Source organism: Streptococcus oralis, from assembly GCF_003943825.1.
GTDB classification, from domain to species: Bacteria; Bacillota; Bacilli; order Lactobacillales; family Streptococcaceae; genus Streptococcus; species Streptococcus oralis_CD.
On the sequence record NZ_RJNJ01000005.1, the window covers coordinates 23,740 to 41,619 of the forward strand.

At 41.0% G+C, this 17,880-nt stretch carries 14 protein-coding genes; 5 read left to right on the forward strand and 9 right to left on the reverse strand.

Translation table 11 applies throughout. The features are described 5' to 3' along the window. Positions 1 to 86 precede the first annotated feature (86 nt). Positions 87 to 533: a DUF1836 domain-containing protein gene (locus tag D8863_RS05415; RefSeq protein WP_125441319.1), complete on the forward strand. Its 447-nt coding sequence runs from the start codon at positions 87 to 89 to the stop codon at positions 531 to 533. Further along, positions 530 to 1,177 (forward strand): PAQR family membrane homeostasis protein TrhA, encoded by a 648-nt coding sequence (gene trhA / locus D8863_RS05420; protein ID WP_001097972.1) that lies wholly within the window; start codon positions 530 to 532, stop codon positions 1,175 to 1,177. Before D8863_RS05415 ends, trhA begins: the two co-directional genes overlap by 4 nt. Positions 1,178 to 1,196: 19 nt before the next feature. Here trhA and pdxT read toward each other — a convergent pair whose 3' ends face one another. The 3 genes from pdxT to nox all read right to left on the reverse strand — a co-directional run bounded on the left by pdxT (position 1,197) and on the right by nox (position 4,336). Continuing rightward, positions 1,197 to 1,778, reverse strand: coding sequence for a pyridoxal 5'-phosphate synthase glutaminase subunit PdxT (gene pdxT / locus D8863_RS05425; RefSeq protein ID WP_125441320.1), 582 nt, complete (start codon positions 1,776 to 1,778; stop codon positions 1,197 to 1,199). Continuing rightward, positions 1,779 to 2,654 carry a pyridoxal 5'-phosphate synthase lyase subunit PdxS gene (gene pdxS, locus D8863_RS05430; protein WP_000138520.1) on the reverse strand — a complete coding sequence of 292 codons (876 nt, stop codon included), beginning with the start codon at positions 2,652 to 2,654 and terminating at the stop codon, positions 1,779 to 1,781. Positions 2,655 to 2,956: 302 nt separating this feature from the next. Then, positions 2,957 to 4,336 (reverse strand): H2O-forming NADH oxidase, encoded by a 1,380-nt coding sequence (gene nox, locus D8863_RS05435; protein WP_000036761.1) that lies wholly within the window; start codon positions 4,334 to 4,336, stop codon positions 2,957 to 2,959. A 307-nt stretch (positions 4,337 to 4,643) separates the two neighbouring features. On the opposite strand from nox, the gene D8863_RS05440 reads away from it, so the two are divergent. From D8863_RS05440 to D8863_RS05450, 3 genes are read left to right on the forward strand one after another with little or no spacing between them, the layout of a single operon-like run. Continuing rightward, the gene (locus D8863_RS05440; RefSeq protein ID WP_125441409.1) at positions 4,644 to 5,573 is read left to right on the forward strand and encodes an FAD:protein FMN transferase; all 930 of its coding nucleotides are present in this window, start codon (positions 4,644 to 4,646) and stop codon (positions 5,571 to 5,573) included. Between the two features lie 18 nt (positions 5,574 to 5,591). Then, on the forward strand, positions 5,592 to 6,197 hold the full coding sequence (locus tag D8863_RS05445; RefSeq protein ID WP_000915935.1) for an NADPH-dependent FMN reductase: 606 nt from the start codon (positions 5,592 to 5,594) through the stop codon (positions 6,195 to 6,197). Positions 6,198 to 6,214: 17 nt separating this feature from the next. Then, positions 6,215 to 7,459: an NAD(P)H-dependent oxidoreductase gene (locus D8863_RS05450; protein WP_000673672.1), complete on the forward strand. Its 1,245-nt coding sequence runs from the start codon at positions 6,215 to 6,217 to the stop codon at positions 7,457 to 7,459. An 83-nt stretch (positions 7,460 to 7,542) separates the two neighbouring features. Here the strand turns inward: D8863_RS05450 and D8863_RS05455 are convergent, their stop codons facing one another. From D8863_RS05455 to D8863_RS05480, 6 genes are all read right to left on the reverse strand, one after another. Next, positions 7,543 to 7,800 (reverse strand): DUF896 family protein, encoded by a 258-nt coding sequence (locus tag D8863_RS05455; RefSeq protein ID WP_125441321.1) that lies wholly within the window; start codon positions 7,798 to 7,800, stop codon positions 7,543 to 7,545. 41 nt (positions 7,801 to 7,841) lie between these two features. Beyond that, positions 7,842 to 9,878, reverse strand: a complete 2,037-nt coding sequence (gene glyS / locus D8863_RS05460) for a glycine--tRNA ligase subunit beta (RefSeq protein ID WP_125441322.1) — start codon at positions 9,876 to 9,878, stop codon at positions 7,842 to 7,844. Between the two features lie 260 nt (positions 9,879 to 10,138). Next, complete coding sequence (gene glyQ / locus D8863_RS05465; protein ID WP_125441323.1) at positions 10,139 to 11,056, reverse strand: glycine--tRNA ligase subunit alpha; 918 nt, start codon at positions 11,054 to 11,056, stop codon at positions 10,139 to 10,141. Between the two features lie 18 nt (positions 11,057 to 11,074). Beyond that, a complete protein-coding gene (locus tag D8863_RS05470) occupies positions 11,075 to 11,836 on the reverse strand; it encodes an elongation factor Tu (protein ID WP_061421194.1) in 762 nt (253 codons plus the stop codon). Positions 11,837 to 12,156: 320 nt separating this feature from the next. Further along, positions 12,157 to 16,668, reverse strand: coding sequence for a S8 family serine peptidase (locus tag D8863_RS05475; protein ID WP_125441324.1), 4,512 nt, complete (start codon positions 16,666 to 16,668; stop codon positions 12,157 to 12,159). Between the two features lie 290 nt (positions 16,669 to 16,958). Beyond that, complete coding sequence (locus D8863_RS05480; RefSeq protein WP_125441325.1) at positions 16,959 to 17,801, reverse strand: aldo/keto reductase; 843 nt, start codon at positions 17,799 to 17,801, stop codon at positions 16,959 to 16,961. Positions 17,802 to 17,880: the final 79 nt, after the last annotated feature.

The window sequence follows — 17,880 nt, forward strand, 5'->3', positions numbered from 1 at the left end:
AGCTTTCTACAAGCAGTTGAAACTTGACTTTTGTTTTTTATTATTTTATAATCTAGTTATTAAAACTAGATAAAAAGGAGTTGGAAATGAATTCTAACTTTTCCTACCCAAAATGGGAAGACATTCCAAACATTGACCTCTATCTGGATCAGGTTTTAATCTATGTCAATCAAGTCTGTGCCCCTATCTCTCCAGATAAGGACAAGGGACTAACAGCATCCATGGTCAATAATTATGTCAAACATGGTTACCTGACAAAGCCGGATAAGAAAAAATACCAACGCAAACAGATTGCACGTTTGATTGCTATTACTACTCTCAAGTCTGTCTTTTCGATCCAAGAAATCGCTCAGACTCTCAATACTCTGCAAACTCAAGCAAGCTCAGACCAGCTCTACGACGCTTTTGTGGACTACATGAACCATGGGATTGATCCAGAAAATCCTATTATCCAAACTAGCTGTCAAACGGTTAAACTCTATCATCAAACTCTAGACTTAATCCTTATCAAAGAAGAGGAGGAAATCCAATGAATACCAGTCTAAAACTCAGTAAAAAACTCAGTTTTGGAGAGGAAATTGCTAATAGCGTGACCCATGCTGTGGGTGCCGTTATCATGCTCATCCTACTCCCCATTTCATCCACCTATAGTTATGAAGCACACGGATTTTTATCATCTTTTGGCGTTTCTATCTTTGTTATCAGTCTCTTTCTCATGTTCCTCTCGTCAACTATTTACCACTCTATGGCCTATGGTTCGACCCACAAATACGTCTTGCGAATCATCGACCATTCTATGATTTATGTGGCTATCGCAGGCTCTTATACGCCGGTCGTATTGACTTTGATGAATAATTGGTTTGGCTATCTAATCATTGCCATTCAGTGGGGAACGACCATCTTTGGCATCCTCTATAAAATCTTTGCTAAAAAGGTCAATGAGAAATTCAGCCTTGCCCTTTACCTGATCATGGGCTGGTTGGTTCTAGCTATCATTCCTGCCATTATCAGTCAAACAACGCCAATTTTCTGGAGTCTCATGGTAACTGGCGGACTCTGTTATACAGTTGGAGCTGGATTTTACGCTAAGAAAAAACCTTATTTCCACATGATTTGGCATCTTTTTATCCTAGCGGCATCTGCACTTCAGTACATCGCCATTGTTTATTACATGTAAAAAAGTTGAGAATTTTTTCTCAACTTTTTTCTTTACACATATTGATAAAATACTGGTGCAAGCCAACATCATCTGTTAACTCTGGATGAAAAGAAGTTACCAGCATATTTTTTTCTTGCGCAGCAACGATTTGATCATCAACTGTTGCTAGAATTTCTACACCCTCTCCAAGACTACTGATAATCGGTCCACGGATAAAAGTCATGGGAATCTGACCGACTCCCTTACATTCTGCCTCTGTATAGAAGCTTCCTAGTTGACGCCCATAGGCGTTGCGCTCAACCACTATATCCATGATTCCAAGATGACTTTCTTCCTGAGAAGTGATTTCCTTAGCCAGCAAAATCAAGCCCGCACAGGTCCCAAAGACTGGTAATCCAGATAGAATGGCTTCTCGGATGGGAAGCAGCATCTGCTGGTCACGCAAGAGCTTGCCCATGGTTGTAGACTCACCGCCAGGCAAAATCAAACCGGACAAGTCACTCTGATGTTTCTGAAAATCATCTAAATTTCTGATTTGGACACTAGAGACTCCTAGTTTATCTAGCACTTTTGCATGCTCTTCAAAGGCACCTTGCAAGGCTAATATTCCGATTTTCATCTATTTTCCTCGCTCAGCCATGAGAATTTGGATTTCATTCTCATTAATTCCAACCATGGCTTCCCCTAGATCTTCAGAGATTTGAGCTAGAATTTGAGGATTTTGATAATTGGTTACAGCTTTAACAATAGCACTTGCTCGTTTAACAGGATCGCCTGACTTGAAAATACCTGAACCGACAAAGACGCCCTCTGCCCCCAATTGCATCATCAGCGCAGCATCTGCTGGCGTTGCCACACCTCCAGCTGCGAAGTTTACAACTGGTAATTTTCCATGTTCATGGACGTATTGGACCAATTCAACAGGGACTTGCAAGTCCTTGGCAGCCACATAAAGTTCATCCTCACGGAGATTTTGAATACGGCGAATTTCCTGATTCATCATACGCATATGGCGAACGGCTTGAACAATGTCTCCTGTACCCGGTTCTCCTTTTGTGCGAATCATAGAAGCTCCTTCAGCGATACGACGCAAGGCTTCACCCAAATCCTTAGCTCCACAGACAAAAGGAACTTGGAATTCCTTCTTATCCACATGGAAACGGTCGTCAGCTGGAGAAAGAACTTCACTCTCATCGATATAGTCAATCTCAATAGCCTCTAAAATCTGAGCTTCAACAAAATGCCCGATTCTAACCTTGGCCATCACTGGAATGCTGACCGCTTCTTGGATTTCCTTAATCATCTTTGGATCACTCATACGGGAAACTCCACCAGCTGCACGAATATCAGCTGGAATCCGCTCCAAGGCCATAACAGCTGCCGCACCAGCAGCCTCTGCGATACGAGCCTGTTCAGGGTTCTGAACGTCCATGATAACCCCACCTTTGAGCATCTGTGCCAAGTTTTTATTTAGTTCATAACGATTTTCAGTCATTTCTTAATCCTCATCATTTGTATTGGTAGCTACCATTTCATTTTAAGCCAGATTAGAATGAAGTACAAGATAAAAAAAGGATAATTGTATGGGTACAGATTGATACTCAATGAAAATCAAAGAGCAAACTAGGAAGCTAGCCGCAGGTTGCTCAAAGCACTGCTTTGAGGTTGTAGATAGAACTGACGAAGTCAGTAACATATATACGGTAAGGCGAAGCTGACGTGGTTTGAAGAGATTTTCGAAGAGTATAACTAAAAAACTATCTGACCTTAACCTAAGGCCAGATAGCTCGTCAATTTTTATTTTTCAGCTGTAAGTGCAGCCATTGTAATGTAGTTGTATGGTTTGTTGAAATGTGGCAAGAAGAATAGGTCTGTCAAAGCCAATTTATCAATGGTTACATGCTCTTGGATAGCAAGTGAGAACATGTGGATTCCCATACTGATAGCAGCATCATGTGAAACCATTTGTGCACCAAGGATTTCGCGGCTGTCTTTGTCAAAGACAATCTTGATGGCAACTTCGTGGTTGTCATGTTTGATAAATTCAGGTTTTTGAAGATCGTTAAAGCCTGTTTCAGTTGCATTATAGCCTGCTGCTTTGGCTTTTTCAAGAGTCAAACCAGTCGAAACCATATGAAGACCGTAGATAGAGATACCGTTTGATCCTTGAACTCCAATTCCTTCCAATTCATGTCCACAAGCATTGTAAGCACCAACGATACCAGTACGTACAGCGTTTGAAGCAAGCGCGATGTAACTAGTGTCTTTACGTGCATTGTCATAAACAGTTGCACAGTCACCAACAGCGTATACACCTGGGATAGATGTTTCTTGTTTCTTATCTACGAGGAAGGCACCGTTGCGGAAGAGTTCAATCTTACCGTCAGCAAGAGCTGTGTTTGGACGGAAGCCAACAGCAAGAACCACCATATCCACATCAAATGTTTCTTTGTCTGTTACCAAGCGTTCAACTTTTCCATCACCTTGGATGGCTTTAACTGTTTGACCAAGAGCCAAGCGGATGTTGTGGTCTTCCAAGTTCTTCGCCATCATTTGAGTGAAGTCTTTGTCATAGTAGCCGTTCAAGACAGTGTCTACGATATCGACAAGCACTACTTCTTTTCCAAGACGCTCGAAAGCTTCGGCAAGTTCTACACCGATGTAACCACCACCAACAACGGCAATACGCTCAAGGTGTTTGCTCTTGTCTTCAAGTTTTTCAATAACTTCTTCAGCGTTTTGGTACAATTTAACAAATTGTACATTTTCAAGAGTCGCTTTGAATTCGCGGTTGCCCTTAACGATTTCAACACCTTCGATTGGAGGCAAGATTGGAGTTGAACCAGTTGCAAAGATCAATTTATCATAAGACTCTTTGTGCTCTTTTCCTTCAACTTCTGCAGTCACAACTTTGTTATCGTAGTCAATTGAAAGAACTGGTGAGTTCATGTAAACTTTAGCACCTTTTGCTTCCAATTTTTCTTTATCAGAGTAGAAGAGACCTTCTGGGCCATCAATTTGTTCCCCGATCCAAAGCGCCATTCCACAACCAAGGAATGAAATATTTGAGTTTTGGTCAAATACTACGATTTCGTTCTCATGTCCGAAGTTGTCCAACATCGTATTAATACAAGCTGTACCAGCGTGGTTAGCACCAACTACAACGATTTTACTCATAGAAAAATTCCTACCTTTAATTTTTGATTTACCTTCCTAGTATATCATTTACTGTTAGCGTTTACAAGATATTTGCTCAGAATTCTCTTTTTTTCAGAAAAAAATACACTTAACATTGATGAATCTAATTTTTCTATCGTTTTCATATTAATTTTGAGCATATTTCTTGACTTTTTGTCAAAATTCATTTGTGAAAACGCTGACTTTATGATATGCTAGATACATGGAAAGAAAATGTAAGGGGTTTAATTTTTCTTTAACGACCTTATATTGAATGATTTCCTATAAAGAGAAAGGAGCTGGTAGCTTGCCTCTTCACTCACGTTCGGAACGGCTAATGGGAACAACGATCACGATTTCATTAGTAGATGAACAGGCTGATTGCCTACTTCAAGGAGCCTTTGATTTGCTCAAGGAGCTCGAATACCGCTTTAACGCCAACAGTCAAGAATCCGAACTGATGGAAATCAACTACCAGGCTGGAATTGCACCTGTTAGGGTTCATTCTGACCTATTTGAACTGATTGCTCTTGGACTGGAGCATAGTCTAGCACCATCTAGCCATCTCAATATCAGTATTGGTCCCTTGATTCAAACCTGGCGAATCGGATTTGCAGATGCACGGCTTCCAGACTCTAAAGAAATCGAAGCTGTCTTATCTCTAGTTGACCCACATTTTATCAAGTTGGATCCGACTAGCTCTACTGTCTTTTTAGAGAAGAAAGGAATGAAGCTTGATTTAGGTTGTTTAGCTAAGGGCTATAGTGCAGATAAGGTTGCCCAGTATTTGAAAGAACACGGTGTCACCTCTGCATTGATTAATCTCGGAGGAAATATCCTCACCATCGGGAATAACCAAGCCAAAGAAGGGAATGCCTGGCAGATTGGGATTCAAGATCCGCGAAATCCTCGTGGCAATCATCTCCTAACTATCCCTGCTTCTAACAAATCCGTTGTCACTTCAGGTATCTATGAACGCCACCTGACAGTAGATGGAAAAGACTATCACCATATCTTTGATAGTGAGACAGGATTTCCTGTAGAAACCGATCTCGCTAGCCTAACGATTGTCTCTGATAAATCCGTTGATGGTGAGATATGGACAACACGCCTTTTCGGAGAACGAAGCGCTTCTATCCTCTGGCAAGTCGAAAGTATAGATGGTATTGAAGCCATCCTCATCGACAAAGAGGGACGCCTTGCATGTTCTTCAGGCCTTCAAAATTGTATTATGTAAAAAGAGAAAGGAAATCTCATGCTAAAACTTATTGCCATTGTTGGAACGAACTCTAAACGTTCTACAAACCGCCAATTGCTCCAATACATGCAAAAACACTTTGCTGATAAAGCTGAAATTGAACTCGTTGAAATCAAGGATATCCCTGTTTTCAACAAACCAGCAGATAAGCAACTTCCAGCTGAAATTCTTGAGATTGCAGCTAAAATTGAAGAGGCTGATGGTGTGATTATCGGTACTCCTGAGTACGACCACTCTATCCCTGCAGTTTTGATGAGCGCTCTTGCTTGGCTATCTTACGGTATCTACCCACTTTTGAACAAACCAATCATGATCACTGGTGCTTCCTACGGTACACTTGGTTCATCTCGTGCCCAATTGCAACTTCGTCAAATCTTGAACGCTCCTGAAATCAAGGCAAATGTTCTACCAGATGAATTCTTGCTCTCACACTCTCTTCAAGCATTTAACCCAAGTGGTGACTTGGTTGATCTTGACGTCATCAAGAAATTGGATGCCATCTTTGATGACTTCCGTATCTTCGTGAAGATTACTGAGAAATTGCGCAATGCACAAGAATTGCTTCGCAAAGATGCAGAAGAATTTGACTGGGAAAATTTGTAAGATAGGAGACCGAAAGAATGAAATTTGTTGGACTTGTTGGATCAAACTACGATCAATCATATAACCGCAAACTCTTGGAATTTATCCGTCGCAATTTCAAATTCAAATTTGAATTAGAAGTCCTTGAAATCGACGAAGTTCCAATGTTTAACCAAGACGAAAAATGGGACGAAAGCTTCCAATTGCGTTTCTTGTATAACAAGATTACACGTGCTGATGGTGTCATTATCGCTACTCCTGAGCACAACCACACTATCTCAGCTTCACTTAAATCTGTACTCGAATGGCTTTCATACGAAGTTCATCCATTTGAAAACAAGCCTGTTATGATTGTGGGTGCATCATACTATGACCAAGGAACATCACGTGCCCAAGTTCACCTTCGTAAAATCCTTGATGCTCCAGGTGTCAATGCCTACACACTTCCAGGTAACGAATTCCTTCTTGGTAAAGCTAAGGAAGCTTTTGATAACAACGGAAATATCACCAACGAAGGAACTGTTAAATTTCTTGAAACTTGCTTAGATAACTTTGTAAAATACGTAGGAGTCGTTTCGAAATTGAAAAAACCAAAACCAATCGAACCAGAAGACTTGGATTGTGGAAAACCAATTGCTACAACCATTACAGAAGTTGATCCTGACGATCCAGAATGGGTAGAAAAAGTTGCAGCAATCACTGGAGCTGTTTCTGGTGATACCTATGTCAAATTGGACCACGGTATCTTGACAGTTAACCAAATTGATATGTTTTTGAAAGCTATGCCGTTTGAATTGACATACGCTGACGACAACAACCAATTCCTATACTACAACAACGCTCACCAAGATCCAGACACCATGTTTGCTAAACGTGTACCACCTCAATCAGGTAGCCGTATGTCGACTGTTCATGGTTCTCTTCCACCAGCACGTATGAAGAACGTAGAGTGGGTTATCGGAACACTTCGCAACGGAAACCAAGAATACGTCCGTACGATCGTTCCAGGTTCTCCTGCAGGTGTCATCAACACACACAACTACCAAGCAATGTACTATCCTGATGGATCATACGCTGGTATCAATGAAATCGTCTTTAACTTCCAACCATGGCTTGACTGGTACCTAAAAGAGACTGGTCAACGTTTGGTAGGTGGTAGCGGACCATTTGCTCCTGCAGCTGGAGGTCATGGAGACGCCGATGCTACTTCTGGCGCTTCTGATTCAGGTGATGCTGGAGGCCACGGTGGTGACGCAGACGCTACATCTGGCGCAAGCAACTAAGAAACCAAAAGGAGCCATTTAGCTCCTTCTTTTTTATTGCAAAAGAAAAGGGGAATGTAAATCATCTACAAACCCCTTTCATTTTATGAGTTGGGATCATCTAAACTACGCCCATGCAAACCTTTTTCACGTTGTACCTGACGTAGTTTTTCTGGTGTGACGTCATTTCCTTCCTCGTCCACCATTTTAATTCCTTCAATGTGATGACGAACAGAGCGACGATAGCCTTCGATGTACTCCTCACGAAGTTTAGCTTGTTCCACTTTTTCAGCAGAAGTTAAGCCTTCTGTTTTTTTCTTTTTGGCAAGCTCGTTGATGCGATCAATTTTTTTAGGATCCATTTCTTCTCCTTTGTGATAAGATACAGTCCGTTTGACTGAGTTTATTTAGTATTGATTTGGTTAAAACGTGCGAGCTTAGCTGCTTTCTTGGTTAGTTGCGACAAGATAGCCAAACGATTTTGTCGAACAGTCTGATCTTCAGCCATTACCATGGTATTTTCAAAGAAAGCATCAATAATTGGGCTAAGCGCAAAGAGTTGTTCTAATTGCTGACTTGCAGTTCCTGACAAGACGAGTGATTCTACGGCTTCTACCAAGGCTTTCTCTTCTTCATTCTCAAAGAGAGCAGAATCAACAGCATCAGATCCTTCGGCTTTCTCAGCCAAATTGAAAGCACGTGAGAGGGATTCAACCGAAGATTTGAAATCTTCTTTCTTGCTTGCTTCGACAAGAGCACTTGCTACTTCTAGCATATCTGCCACAACAAAGTTTGAACTTGCAAGAACTGCTTCCTTGATATCTTTTGGAGTAGAACCCATCATCTTATCAACACGAGCCTTGATAAAGTCCATAACCTCTGCTTTATTTTCATAAGTCAAGCTGTCAAATTTCAAAGTATAAAGGCTGTCAATCAACTCATCCATAGCAATGTGCCAACCAAAAGCATCCAAGATACGAACCACACCTTGCGTCGCACGACGAAGGGCATAAGGGTCATTTGAACCTGATGGAATCAAACCTACTGAGAAGAAACTCAAAATTGTATCCAATTTGTCAGCAATGGCTAGAATGGCTCCGACCTTGCTCTCTGGAAGTTCGCCTTCGGCTGATGTAGGCATGTAGTGTTCACGAATAGCAGCCGCAACTGCTGGAGTTTCTCCAGCAAGAAGAGCATATTTCTCTCCCATAATTCCTTGGAGTTCGTCAAATTCACCAACCATACCCGTCAACAAGTCAAACTTGTAAATGGCTGCTGCACGAGCTAGGTCAACTGTTTCATCCACTGACAAACCAGCTTTTTCTGCCAAGAGAATGGCAATCTGCCCTGTACGAATCATGTGTTCACGAAGGGAACCAATCTTTTCGTGGAAGGTGACATTGTTTAATTTTTCGACAAGGTCAGAAATGACCAATTTTTGGTCTTCACGCCAGAAGAATTCTCCGTCTTCCAAGCGGGCTACCAAGACTTTTTCATTTCCTTTGATGACATTTTCCAAATGCTCTGCGTTTCCGTTACGAACTGAAATGAAGTTTGGTAGAAGTTTACCGTCTTGATCACGAACAACAAAGTAACGTTGGTGTTCTTTCATCGAAGTCACCAAGACTTCTTCTGGAACTTCAAGGTATTTTGCATCAAAACTTCCCATAAAGGCAGTTGGGTATTCAACCAAGTTCAAGACTTCGTTCAGTAAGTCAGCATCAATTTCTATGCGTACCCCATGTTCAGCTTCAATTACCTTGATTTGGTCAACAATCATTTGCTCACGTTCACGTGGATCTGCGATTACAAACTGTTCTCGAAGGTCTTCTTCGTAGCTCAATGCTGACTGAATATTAGTTTCTTGTCCCAAGAAACGATGGCCACGACTCACACGACCGCCCTTGATATCAAGGAAATCCAAATCAAACTCTTCTTCATCTAAAAGAACAGTTAAAGTGTGTACGGGGCGGATATATTCAAAAGTATTGTTAGCCCAGTGCATGCTGACAGGGAAAGTCAGTGACTTCAAGACGTCTACTACACCTGGAACAAGGGCTTCAACTGGTTGCCCCACTTCTTCCTTGGTAACATAGACATATTCTTCACCCTTGATTTCACGGAATTCAATATCTTCAACTGTCAAGCCTTTTCCACGGACAAATCCTTGAGCTGCTTTGGTGAAGTTTCCATCACTATCCAAGGCGATTTTCTTTGCTGGACCCTTGAAATCTTCTGTCAAATCAGACTGTTTGTCTGCAAGACCAGTCACACGAACAGCCAAACGGCGTGGTGTTGAGAAGGTTTGAATGGCTTCAAAGGAAAGACGATTTTCTTTGAGGAAGGCTGCCATTTTTTCACCTAGTTGTTTTTCGCTTGGAGTTACTACGTAGGCTGGTAACTCTTCAAGACCGAGTTCTACTAATAAGTTTTTTGTCATGTTTTTTCCTTTACATTTTCTTCAATCTTTTTTGATATGCACCTTAGGTACTGGGGACGTCGCTAACTAACTTTTGTGAGTCTGTAAGGAAATCTTATACCAAATAAACTAAGATTTCCAACAGTCTCATCAAAGTGGATTTAGCTGACTGATTTTTGAACCCAAGGTTTCAAAAATTCCCACATAACAGTACGGCGGTGCATATCCCTTTAGCAAGTCTTCGACTTGCCTTTAACGATTTTAGAGCACAGTATTACTTACTATTCTGCGCCTTCTGCTAGGAGTTTAGCTCGTGTTGCTTCATCCAAAAGTGGGTAACCTAGGCGTTTGCGTTCTGCGACAAAGGTTTTGGCTACGACACGGGCTAAGTTACGGATACGGGCGATATAGCCTGCACGTTCTGTTACGGATACGGCACCACGAGCATCAAGCAGGTTAAAGGTGTGTGAACATTTGAGAACATAGTCATAGGCAGGGTGAACTAAGCCCTCTTCCAAGGCACGACCAGCTTCTTTTTCGAACTTATCAAAGTTTTCCAGCAACATTTCTTGGTCTGAAATTTCAAATGAATATTTTGAGTGCTCGTACTCAGGCTGGATAAAGATTTCTCCGTATTTTACACCATCAGCCCACTCGATATCATAGACAGAGTCCACTTCTTGGATGTAAGAAGCCAAACGCTCCAAACCATAGGTAACTTCCGCAGTCACAGGGCCAGTTGCCAATCCACCAACTTGTTGGAAATAAGTGAACTGAGTGATTTCCATCCCATCAAGCCAAACTTCCCAACCGAGACCAGCTGAACCAGTCGATGGATTTTCCCAGTTATCTTCAACGAAACGAATATCGTGCTCCAAAGGATTGATACCCAATTTTTCCAAAGACTCAAGGTAAAGTTCCTGGATATTTGATGGAGATGGCTTCATAACCACTTGGAATTGGTGGTGTTGGTAGAGACGGTTAGGATTTTCCCCGTAACGACCGTCAGCAGGACGACGTGATGGTTCTACATACGCTGCATTCCATGGCTCAGGCCCAATAGCACGAAGGAAAGTGTAAGGACTCATTGTCCCTGCACCTTTTTCATTATCATAAGCCTGCATGAGCATACAACCTTGGTCATTCCAAAATTGTTGCAAAGTCAAAATAATTTCTTGAAATGTTAATTTCTTAGACATTGTTTACTCCTTTAGTTTTTATATTTCTTTTTCAATTAATTTCTGCTGAACAAACCAATTTAACAAGGGAAGAGTTTTATCTGTGTTTGCCCATAGATGATAAGAATCGAAGACCGCTTGTACACTACCTAGATTTTCTACCAACTTATCTACTGTCAAAAAACTACGCCAGTATTCGTAAAAAATACTTGCATAGTTCTTATCATAAGTAGAGGAACCAAAATCATTCAATGAATGCCAACCATACTTCTTCTGATAAAGTTCTACGAGAGATTGATTACAAATTTTTTCCGCTTGAAATTCCTCTTCTGTCAAGAAATACTTGCGACTAATATATTCAACCATCCCTTCTTCAAACCAGATGTAAGAGTCGTAACCATCAAAATCATCTGAAAAATGCTCCGACCAATGAGCTAACTCATGTCCTACAATCTGTAAGAGGAAATTTTCAGATAAAGAATGATAGTGACTTTCTATTGCTTGAGTTTGCTGAGAACGCTCGTAGTCCATCAACTGATACAAATACAGCTCTTTCCAAACAGTTAAATCAGGCGTCATAACCATTCGTCTATTATTTGTATAGGCAGGAACAGGAATTTCCCTAATAATCTGTGTAGCAGCATTAAAACCTGACCAAATGATGGCTTGCGGTAAATCGTAGACTGCAAGTTCATTCTTTAAAAAAGATTGATAAGCCTCCAACTTTTCAGTATTTCTTAATACAAAATCACGAAATGCAACTAGTTGGCTATCATCTTTTACAAGATAAAGGTTATCCACGACTCTCCTTTCTTTTACACACATAGGCTGAATAAACAAAAGAACCGCATCCGACAATCCTAGGTTGATTTAACCTAGGGGCGTCAGAAACGCGGTTCCACCCTAATTTATTACTTCATTGTTTTTAAAAATACGACAGAAAGCGCCAGTTTCTTACCTTGTCCTACTTGGCTCCCACTACCCCAAGCTCGCTGAAGAACGCCATAAGACTTTCTTTCCTAGCTAGTATTATAGCAGATTTTCTAGCTAGTGTAAACCAAAAATGAGTCTGAAAACAAAGTTCCAGACTCATTTAATAGTAAAGCTTCAGAAAGTCCTGTTTAAGGATGTCTTTTCGCTTTTGGTTTTTTGCCATGTAGATTTCTCTTGGCTTGTTTCAATGCTGTAATGGCATCTTTGACATCTTCTTGGCTCGCTCCTGGATCTTTAAGGAGTTCCTGTGCCTCTTTAAATGTTAGAAGATAAGCTGCTTTTTCTTTCTTGTCAGCATAGATAAATCTCGCGTTCTTTTCTTGGAAAAGGCGTTCATCTTTGACCAGTTTCTTTAGACTAGAGAAGTCTGTAGCTTTGCCATTCAGTTTGCTTTTAGCTGTTGCTAGGGCAATGAGAGATTGGTCAATTTGATCCTGTTTAACTTTAGGATCCACAGCTAGTAAGGCGATTTCTTGGAAGGCACGATCATAAGCTCGACGTACTTTTTCCTTGGCATTCGCATATCGTCCAGTTTTAGTCGTTGCGTAGTAAGCTTTCATAGCTTCTTTCAAGGCTGTAACGTTCGAATCTTTTCCATCCAAAGCCTTACCAGCAGCCTCAAGACTAGCGAGAATGCCATCAATCAATTCTTGCTTTAATTTGCTTGACAAGGCTGACTGTGCCACTTGGAAAGCTTGGTCATAAGCTTTTCTCTTATCTGCACTACTATTAAAGTAACGAGACATTTCTACCAGTTCTTTTTGTTGATTTACCGCAGCAATCAAGGCCAACTTAGACACAACAGATAGACGCAAAGCATTATTTCGACCTGGCTGAACGAGCAAGGAAACGAGATCTTCAAGGAGTTCATATCCAGTTGGCAAGGTGACTTCTACAGTATAACGACCTGTAGCAACTTTCTTACCAAAGGCGTATTGACCGTATTTTTCAGCAGGAAGAGTGATCCTTGTCCCATCTTCTCCTTTCAGAACTACTGTAGTCGTCTTTGGAACTGCTTGGTTGAAGGAAACAGACACTGGTGCATATTCTAGGAGATTTGCTAGGAAGGTAATGGTTTGGAAACTGTTTTCTTCCGTCAAGTCAAACTCTTGGGATAAGGCACTGATAAATTTCAATTCTGTTCGGTCATAACTGAAAATTTCTGCTGTATAATGACCAAACTGTAAGAAATGAATCGCTTTTGTCTTGTCAACATCAACATATTGTCCCTTGCTATTTTTGATTCGATAGACGTAGAGGGTATCAATATCTTGGTTTGTTTTTGCATCCTTCAAGGCAATTTTCACTCGACCACTATTTTGATCGCGCACAAGTTCGGCAAGCGAGATATAGTCTACATTTCCTGCATAGTCCTCAACAAGATAGTAAATATTAGCCTTATCAACATCCTTAGGAAGTGTATAACTACCGTCAGCATTGGCCTTAATCAGATGGGTGTTCTCAAGCGCACGAGTTCCAGACTGGTCTTTCCCAGATAGAACCATGGTCCCTTTCTGGTCAAATGGTGTGAGGTAGAAGACTTTTTCTGAAAGGATACCGCCTTGACCCACATCTTTTGGTTTGCGAGCTACGAATTCTTGGTTTCCATCTTTAAAGCGAATATAACCACTTGTGATGACAGGTTTTTGAGTATCAATTTGAATTTTAAAGGTCGTGTATTGTTCTTTAGCTCCTGGAACGTCTGGTGTATAACTGATAACATAGTCATATAAACCATCTGCAACAGCATTGCCATCAAAATCCTGACCTCTCCAAGCGGTATTATCTAGAATATAACTCTTCAGATTTCTACTGTCTCCATCAAAAAAATTCTTACGAAGATCCTTTGCATCGCCCTCCCAAATAGGATGTTCATGCTTGGTATCCGTAGCCGCATAAACTGTAGCCCGAAGATTTACAAGATTTCTCAAAGCAACCGTTTTGTATTCAACTAGGTCTTTGTTTCCATCATCGTTTGGAGAAATAGCAATACGGACATTCCCTTTTTCGTCCAACTGAAGAACATGCTTACCTTCAGCATTTTGTTCAATCCCAAGAACAGTAATTCGGCGTCCTTGGCGTTGACCTTTAGACACTAGAAGGTCATTTTGCAAGGTTGCGAGATAGGTAGCATCATTAGAGTAGTTAACGGCAGGATTTTCCTTGTCTACTTCCGTGTAAAATCCATTTTTTCCTTCTCGAACAAGGTTGTAAATTGGTTTTTCGACAGCGGGAAGATTTTGGAATTCACCTCGGAAGCCCATAAATGCAAGACTCACAACATCCCCATCATCTGCTGGATCTACAAATCGAACAAACCCTTCAAGGAAATAGCCATTTGGCATTTGTTTGCTGAGTTCAGCAGCAAATTTTCGAGCATCTACTTTAACAGTGACTGTTTGACTGCTGTGGGCTTTGACCGTCACTTCAGGCCAGACTGTCTCTGTTAATTTTCGAGGTCGAAGGGTGAATTTTCCATCTTGAACTTCGTCTGTATTGGTATTCACCACCATCTTGAGAGTACGGTCAGTATCTGAAATATTGTGTACAGTGACCTTGAAAGTAAATTGATCTCCAACATTTCCTAAAGTCACGCTTGGATAACCATTTTCACCTGTTACATAGAGGTCGGTTGAAACTGCAGCAGCTGTATCCACAATACCAGAACCTTGCTGACGAGGAGAGGTATAAGTTCCTGTGTCCTTATTAACATGTGGTTTTGCAGTTGACATGATCAAGGCCTTGACAGTCTCTGATACTTGCTCAGGAGTCAATTCTGGATGGTGTTTTTGAAGGTATTCCTTAACCAGAACTGCAACACCCGTAACGTGAGGAGCCGCCATACTGGTTCCGCTGATACTACCGTAGGTATTGTCATTAAAGGATGAGTAGATATTGCCGCCAGGAGCTGTCACGTCTGGTTTCAATTGTCCATCGGTAGTCACTCCCCAACTTGAAAAGTCAGATAGCTGATTGGCTACATCAGAAGGACGATTATCCATCTTACCATTAAAAACAATCTTGTAGTTTCCTGATTTTAAGGCTTCACCATACTGTTTAGAAATAAATACAGAAGGAATTTTCTTTGCTTCATCATCAATAGACATATTGATGTTTGCACCTTCTACATTATTGTAGATCAAAGCACCAACTGCACCGTGTTTTCGTGCATTTTTGATCTTCTCTGAAAAATTCATAGCTCCACGCTGAATGAGGGCAAGTTTCCCAGTTAAATCCAACTTCGCAAAGTCTTCTTCACGACCTAACCCTGCTTCGACGTATTCGTACTCTTTTCCTTTTTCAAAGTCCTTATCTGCTTCAGGTTGACTATAATCAAATTTTCCGTTATGAAGGCCGGCATTTCCCTCTAGACCTTTAACTTCAAAAACCGCTGTTGTCAATGTTTTGTTGTTGACAGAAGCAACTGAAATTGAGTCTTCAACAGTGGATGGATTTCCAACCAAGCCATAGTCTGGGTTTTCGGCTAGTGGTTTTGAATAACCATTTCCGAATGTATTGCTATTTCCTGCTGAGATAAGAACAGATACTCCCTTGGCACGAGCCCGTTTGATGGCATCCACGATATCGGAACCAGCATCCACCATAGAACCAGTGCTAGATCCCAAACTCATATTAATGGCATCTGCTCCTAAGGCAACTGCATCATCAATCGCCTTTACATAAAGGGCTGAACTGGTCGTTTTTTGGCGATCTGAAAAGACACGCATAAACATGACTTGGGCTTCTGGCGCCACACCATAGACCTTTTCACCATTTGGTGCTTCTTTATCAGGGTTTCCAGCCGCAATCCCTGTTACGTGCATCCCATGAGAAGTTCTTTCTGCTTCTTTGATCTTATCCGTTCCGTCAAAGTAGTCATAGGCATAGACAACCTTATCGCTATACCATTTACCGTAATCGATTCCAGCAGCCTTTTTAGCTGCTTCGATGGCTTCCTTGTTTTTAAATTTTGCTTTTGACGGGTCTGAAATTCGAAGAACCTCATGATTCAAATCAAGCCCAGAGTCAATAATGGCAACAACGGTCCCCGTCCCCTTGTAACCAGCCTTCCAAGTTTTTGGTACTGTGATGATATCATTGCTTGAAAGACTATTGGGTTTTGCAGACTCAGCTTTTTCTTGTTCTTTTTCAGTAGTTGCCGTTTCTCCAGTAGTTTTAGGAGCTGTCGTTGCTTGAGCCTCTTTTTTCTCCAACTCAGAAGCCTTCTCTGTGGCAGGCGCCGGACTGGTAGCGACTGTTGTTTCTTTTTGGACGACACCTTGATTTTCTTCTTTTGCAACTGCGCTATCTTTTCCTGATTCTTGGGCTTCAGCAGTTTTATCAACCGAAGCTTCTACCTTAGCATCTTGTTTACTAGCATCCTCTTTAGAAGTTTCAGCTTCTTGTTTCTCTCCAACTACTGGAGCTATCCCATTATTATTGGTTTGGTCAGTTGAAGAGCTTGAGTGTTTATCGTCTTTTAGCTCTGTCTTAATTTCCTGAGTTTGAGCTTGCTTTTCCCCTGTACTCTGCTCATTGGCACTGACTTGACTTGCTCCAAAAACCAATGCAGTTCCCAATAAAACTGAAGCAAGACCAAATTTGTATTTCCGTAATGAAAAACGTTGTCGTCTATTCATAAATAATCTCCTTTTTCTTTAAAGTATACCTATTATAACTCAAATAATCATAAATTTTCATAAAAATCTGAATTGTCACAAAAATGTAATATTTACGTATATATTTTACTTATTTAATTTTATCATTCGTGTTATTTGCTCCATCAAACCAAAGTTTTTTTAAATTCGTTCCTATATTTCAATCTATAAAATTATTTCATTATACAAACAATTTAGATTTTTTATACACAAAAAGACTAGGATTTAAAATTCCTAGTCTTTGTTACTTCGGTATAAATCGATTTTAAAAATTAAAAATCCATCTCATCCACACGAGGTGCGCCCGAAGTCACTGAAATTGTCTTTAAGACTTCTCGCTCGTCTTTGCTGAGTTCAATCCCAAAACAGTCAAGATTGCTCTGGATACGAGAGGCTGTCACTGACTTGGGTAGGGGTAAAAATCCTTCTGCCAAACTCCAAGCCAAGGAGATTTGAGCCACTGATTTCCCATGCTTATCAGCAATTTCTTGGACTTCTTTCTGTTCAAACAACTCTCCTTGGCCAAAAGGTCCCCAAGCCTCTAAGAGAATTCCTTTCTCTCTACAGTAGTCAACCACTTCCTCTTGATAAACTCCTGGTGCCAAGCGCACCTGATTGACCGCTGGGATGATTCTTGCTGTCTCAAGTAAGGCATCCAAATGATGAGGAAGGAAATTACTAACGCCGATAGCGCGGATTTTGCCTTCTTGGTAAAGGTCCTCCATCGCTCTCCAGACTTCAGCATTACGAGTTTTCCATTCGTCATTTTCTCTTAAAGTTTTTGGATTTGGCCAATGGATAAGGTACAAATCTAGATAATCCAATCCCAGTTTTTCCATTGATTCTTCAAATGCTTGGCGAGCTTCATCATAGCTGTGATTGGTATTCCAGAGTTTGGTCGTTACAAAGATTTCTTGTCTTGGAAGACCGCTATCTCGAATAGCACGACCAACGCTCTCCTCATTTTTATAGATAGCAGCAGTATCGATATGACGATAGCCGGCCTTTAAAGCTTCTAAAACGGCTTGGTAGGCTACCTCTCCATTTTCAGCTTTCCATGTTCCAAATCCTAGTACAGGAATTGAAACTCCATTATTAAGGGTGTAAGATTTCATCGTTTTTCCTTTCTATGTGAAGAAAATCTAAAGAAACAAAATCCTGATTATCAGAACACTTGCCCCTTTAGATTTTAAA

Excerpts from the sequence above, each read along its gene's own strand:
- D8863_RS05475 (WP_125441324.1), bottom strand. The coding sequence starts at position 16,668 with ATGAATAGACGACAACGTTTTTCATTACGGAAATACAAATTTGGTCTT.
- D8863_RS05415 (WP_125441319.1), top strand. The coding sequence starts at position 87 with ATGAATTCTAACTTTTCCTACCCAAAATGGGAAGACATTCCAAACATT.
- D8863_RS05455 (WP_125441321.1), bottom strand. The coding sequence starts at position 7,800 with ATGGATCCTAAAAAAATTGATCGCATCAACGAGCTTGCCAAAAAGAAA.
- nox (WP_000036761.1), bottom strand. The coding sequence starts at position 4,336 with ATGAGTAAAATCGTTGTAGTTGGTGCTAACCACGCTGGTACAGCTTGT.
- pdxS (WP_000138520.1), bottom strand. The coding sequence starts at position 2,654 with ATGACTGAAAATCGTTATGAACTAAATAAAAACTTGGCACAGATGCTC.
- trhA (WP_001097972.1), top strand. The coding sequence starts at position 530 with ATGAATACCAGTCTAAAACTCAGTAAAAAACTCAGTTTTGGAGAGGAA.
- pdxT (WP_125441320.1), bottom strand. The coding sequence starts at position 1,778 with ATGAAAATCGGAATATTAGCCTTGCAAGGTGCCTTTGAAGAGCATGCA.
- D8863_RS05445 (WP_000915935.1), top strand. The coding sequence starts at position 5,592 with ATGCTAAAACTTATTGCCATTGTTGGAACGAACTCTAAACGTTCTACA.
- glyS (WP_125441322.1), bottom strand. The coding sequence starts at position 9,878 with ATGACAAAAAACTTATTAGTAGAACTCGGTCTTGAAGAGTTACCAGCC.
- D8863_RS05480 (WP_125441325.1), bottom strand. The coding sequence starts at position 17,801 with ATGAAATCTTACACCCTTAATAATGGAGTTTCAATTCCTGTACTAGGA.
- D8863_RS05450 (WP_000673672.1), top strand. The coding sequence starts at position 6,215 with ATGAAATTTGTTGGACTTGTTGGATCAAACTACGATCAATCATATAAC.
- glyQ (WP_125441323.1), bottom strand. The coding sequence starts at position 11,056 with ATGTCTAAGAAATTAACATTTCAAGAAATTATTTTGACTTTGCAACAA.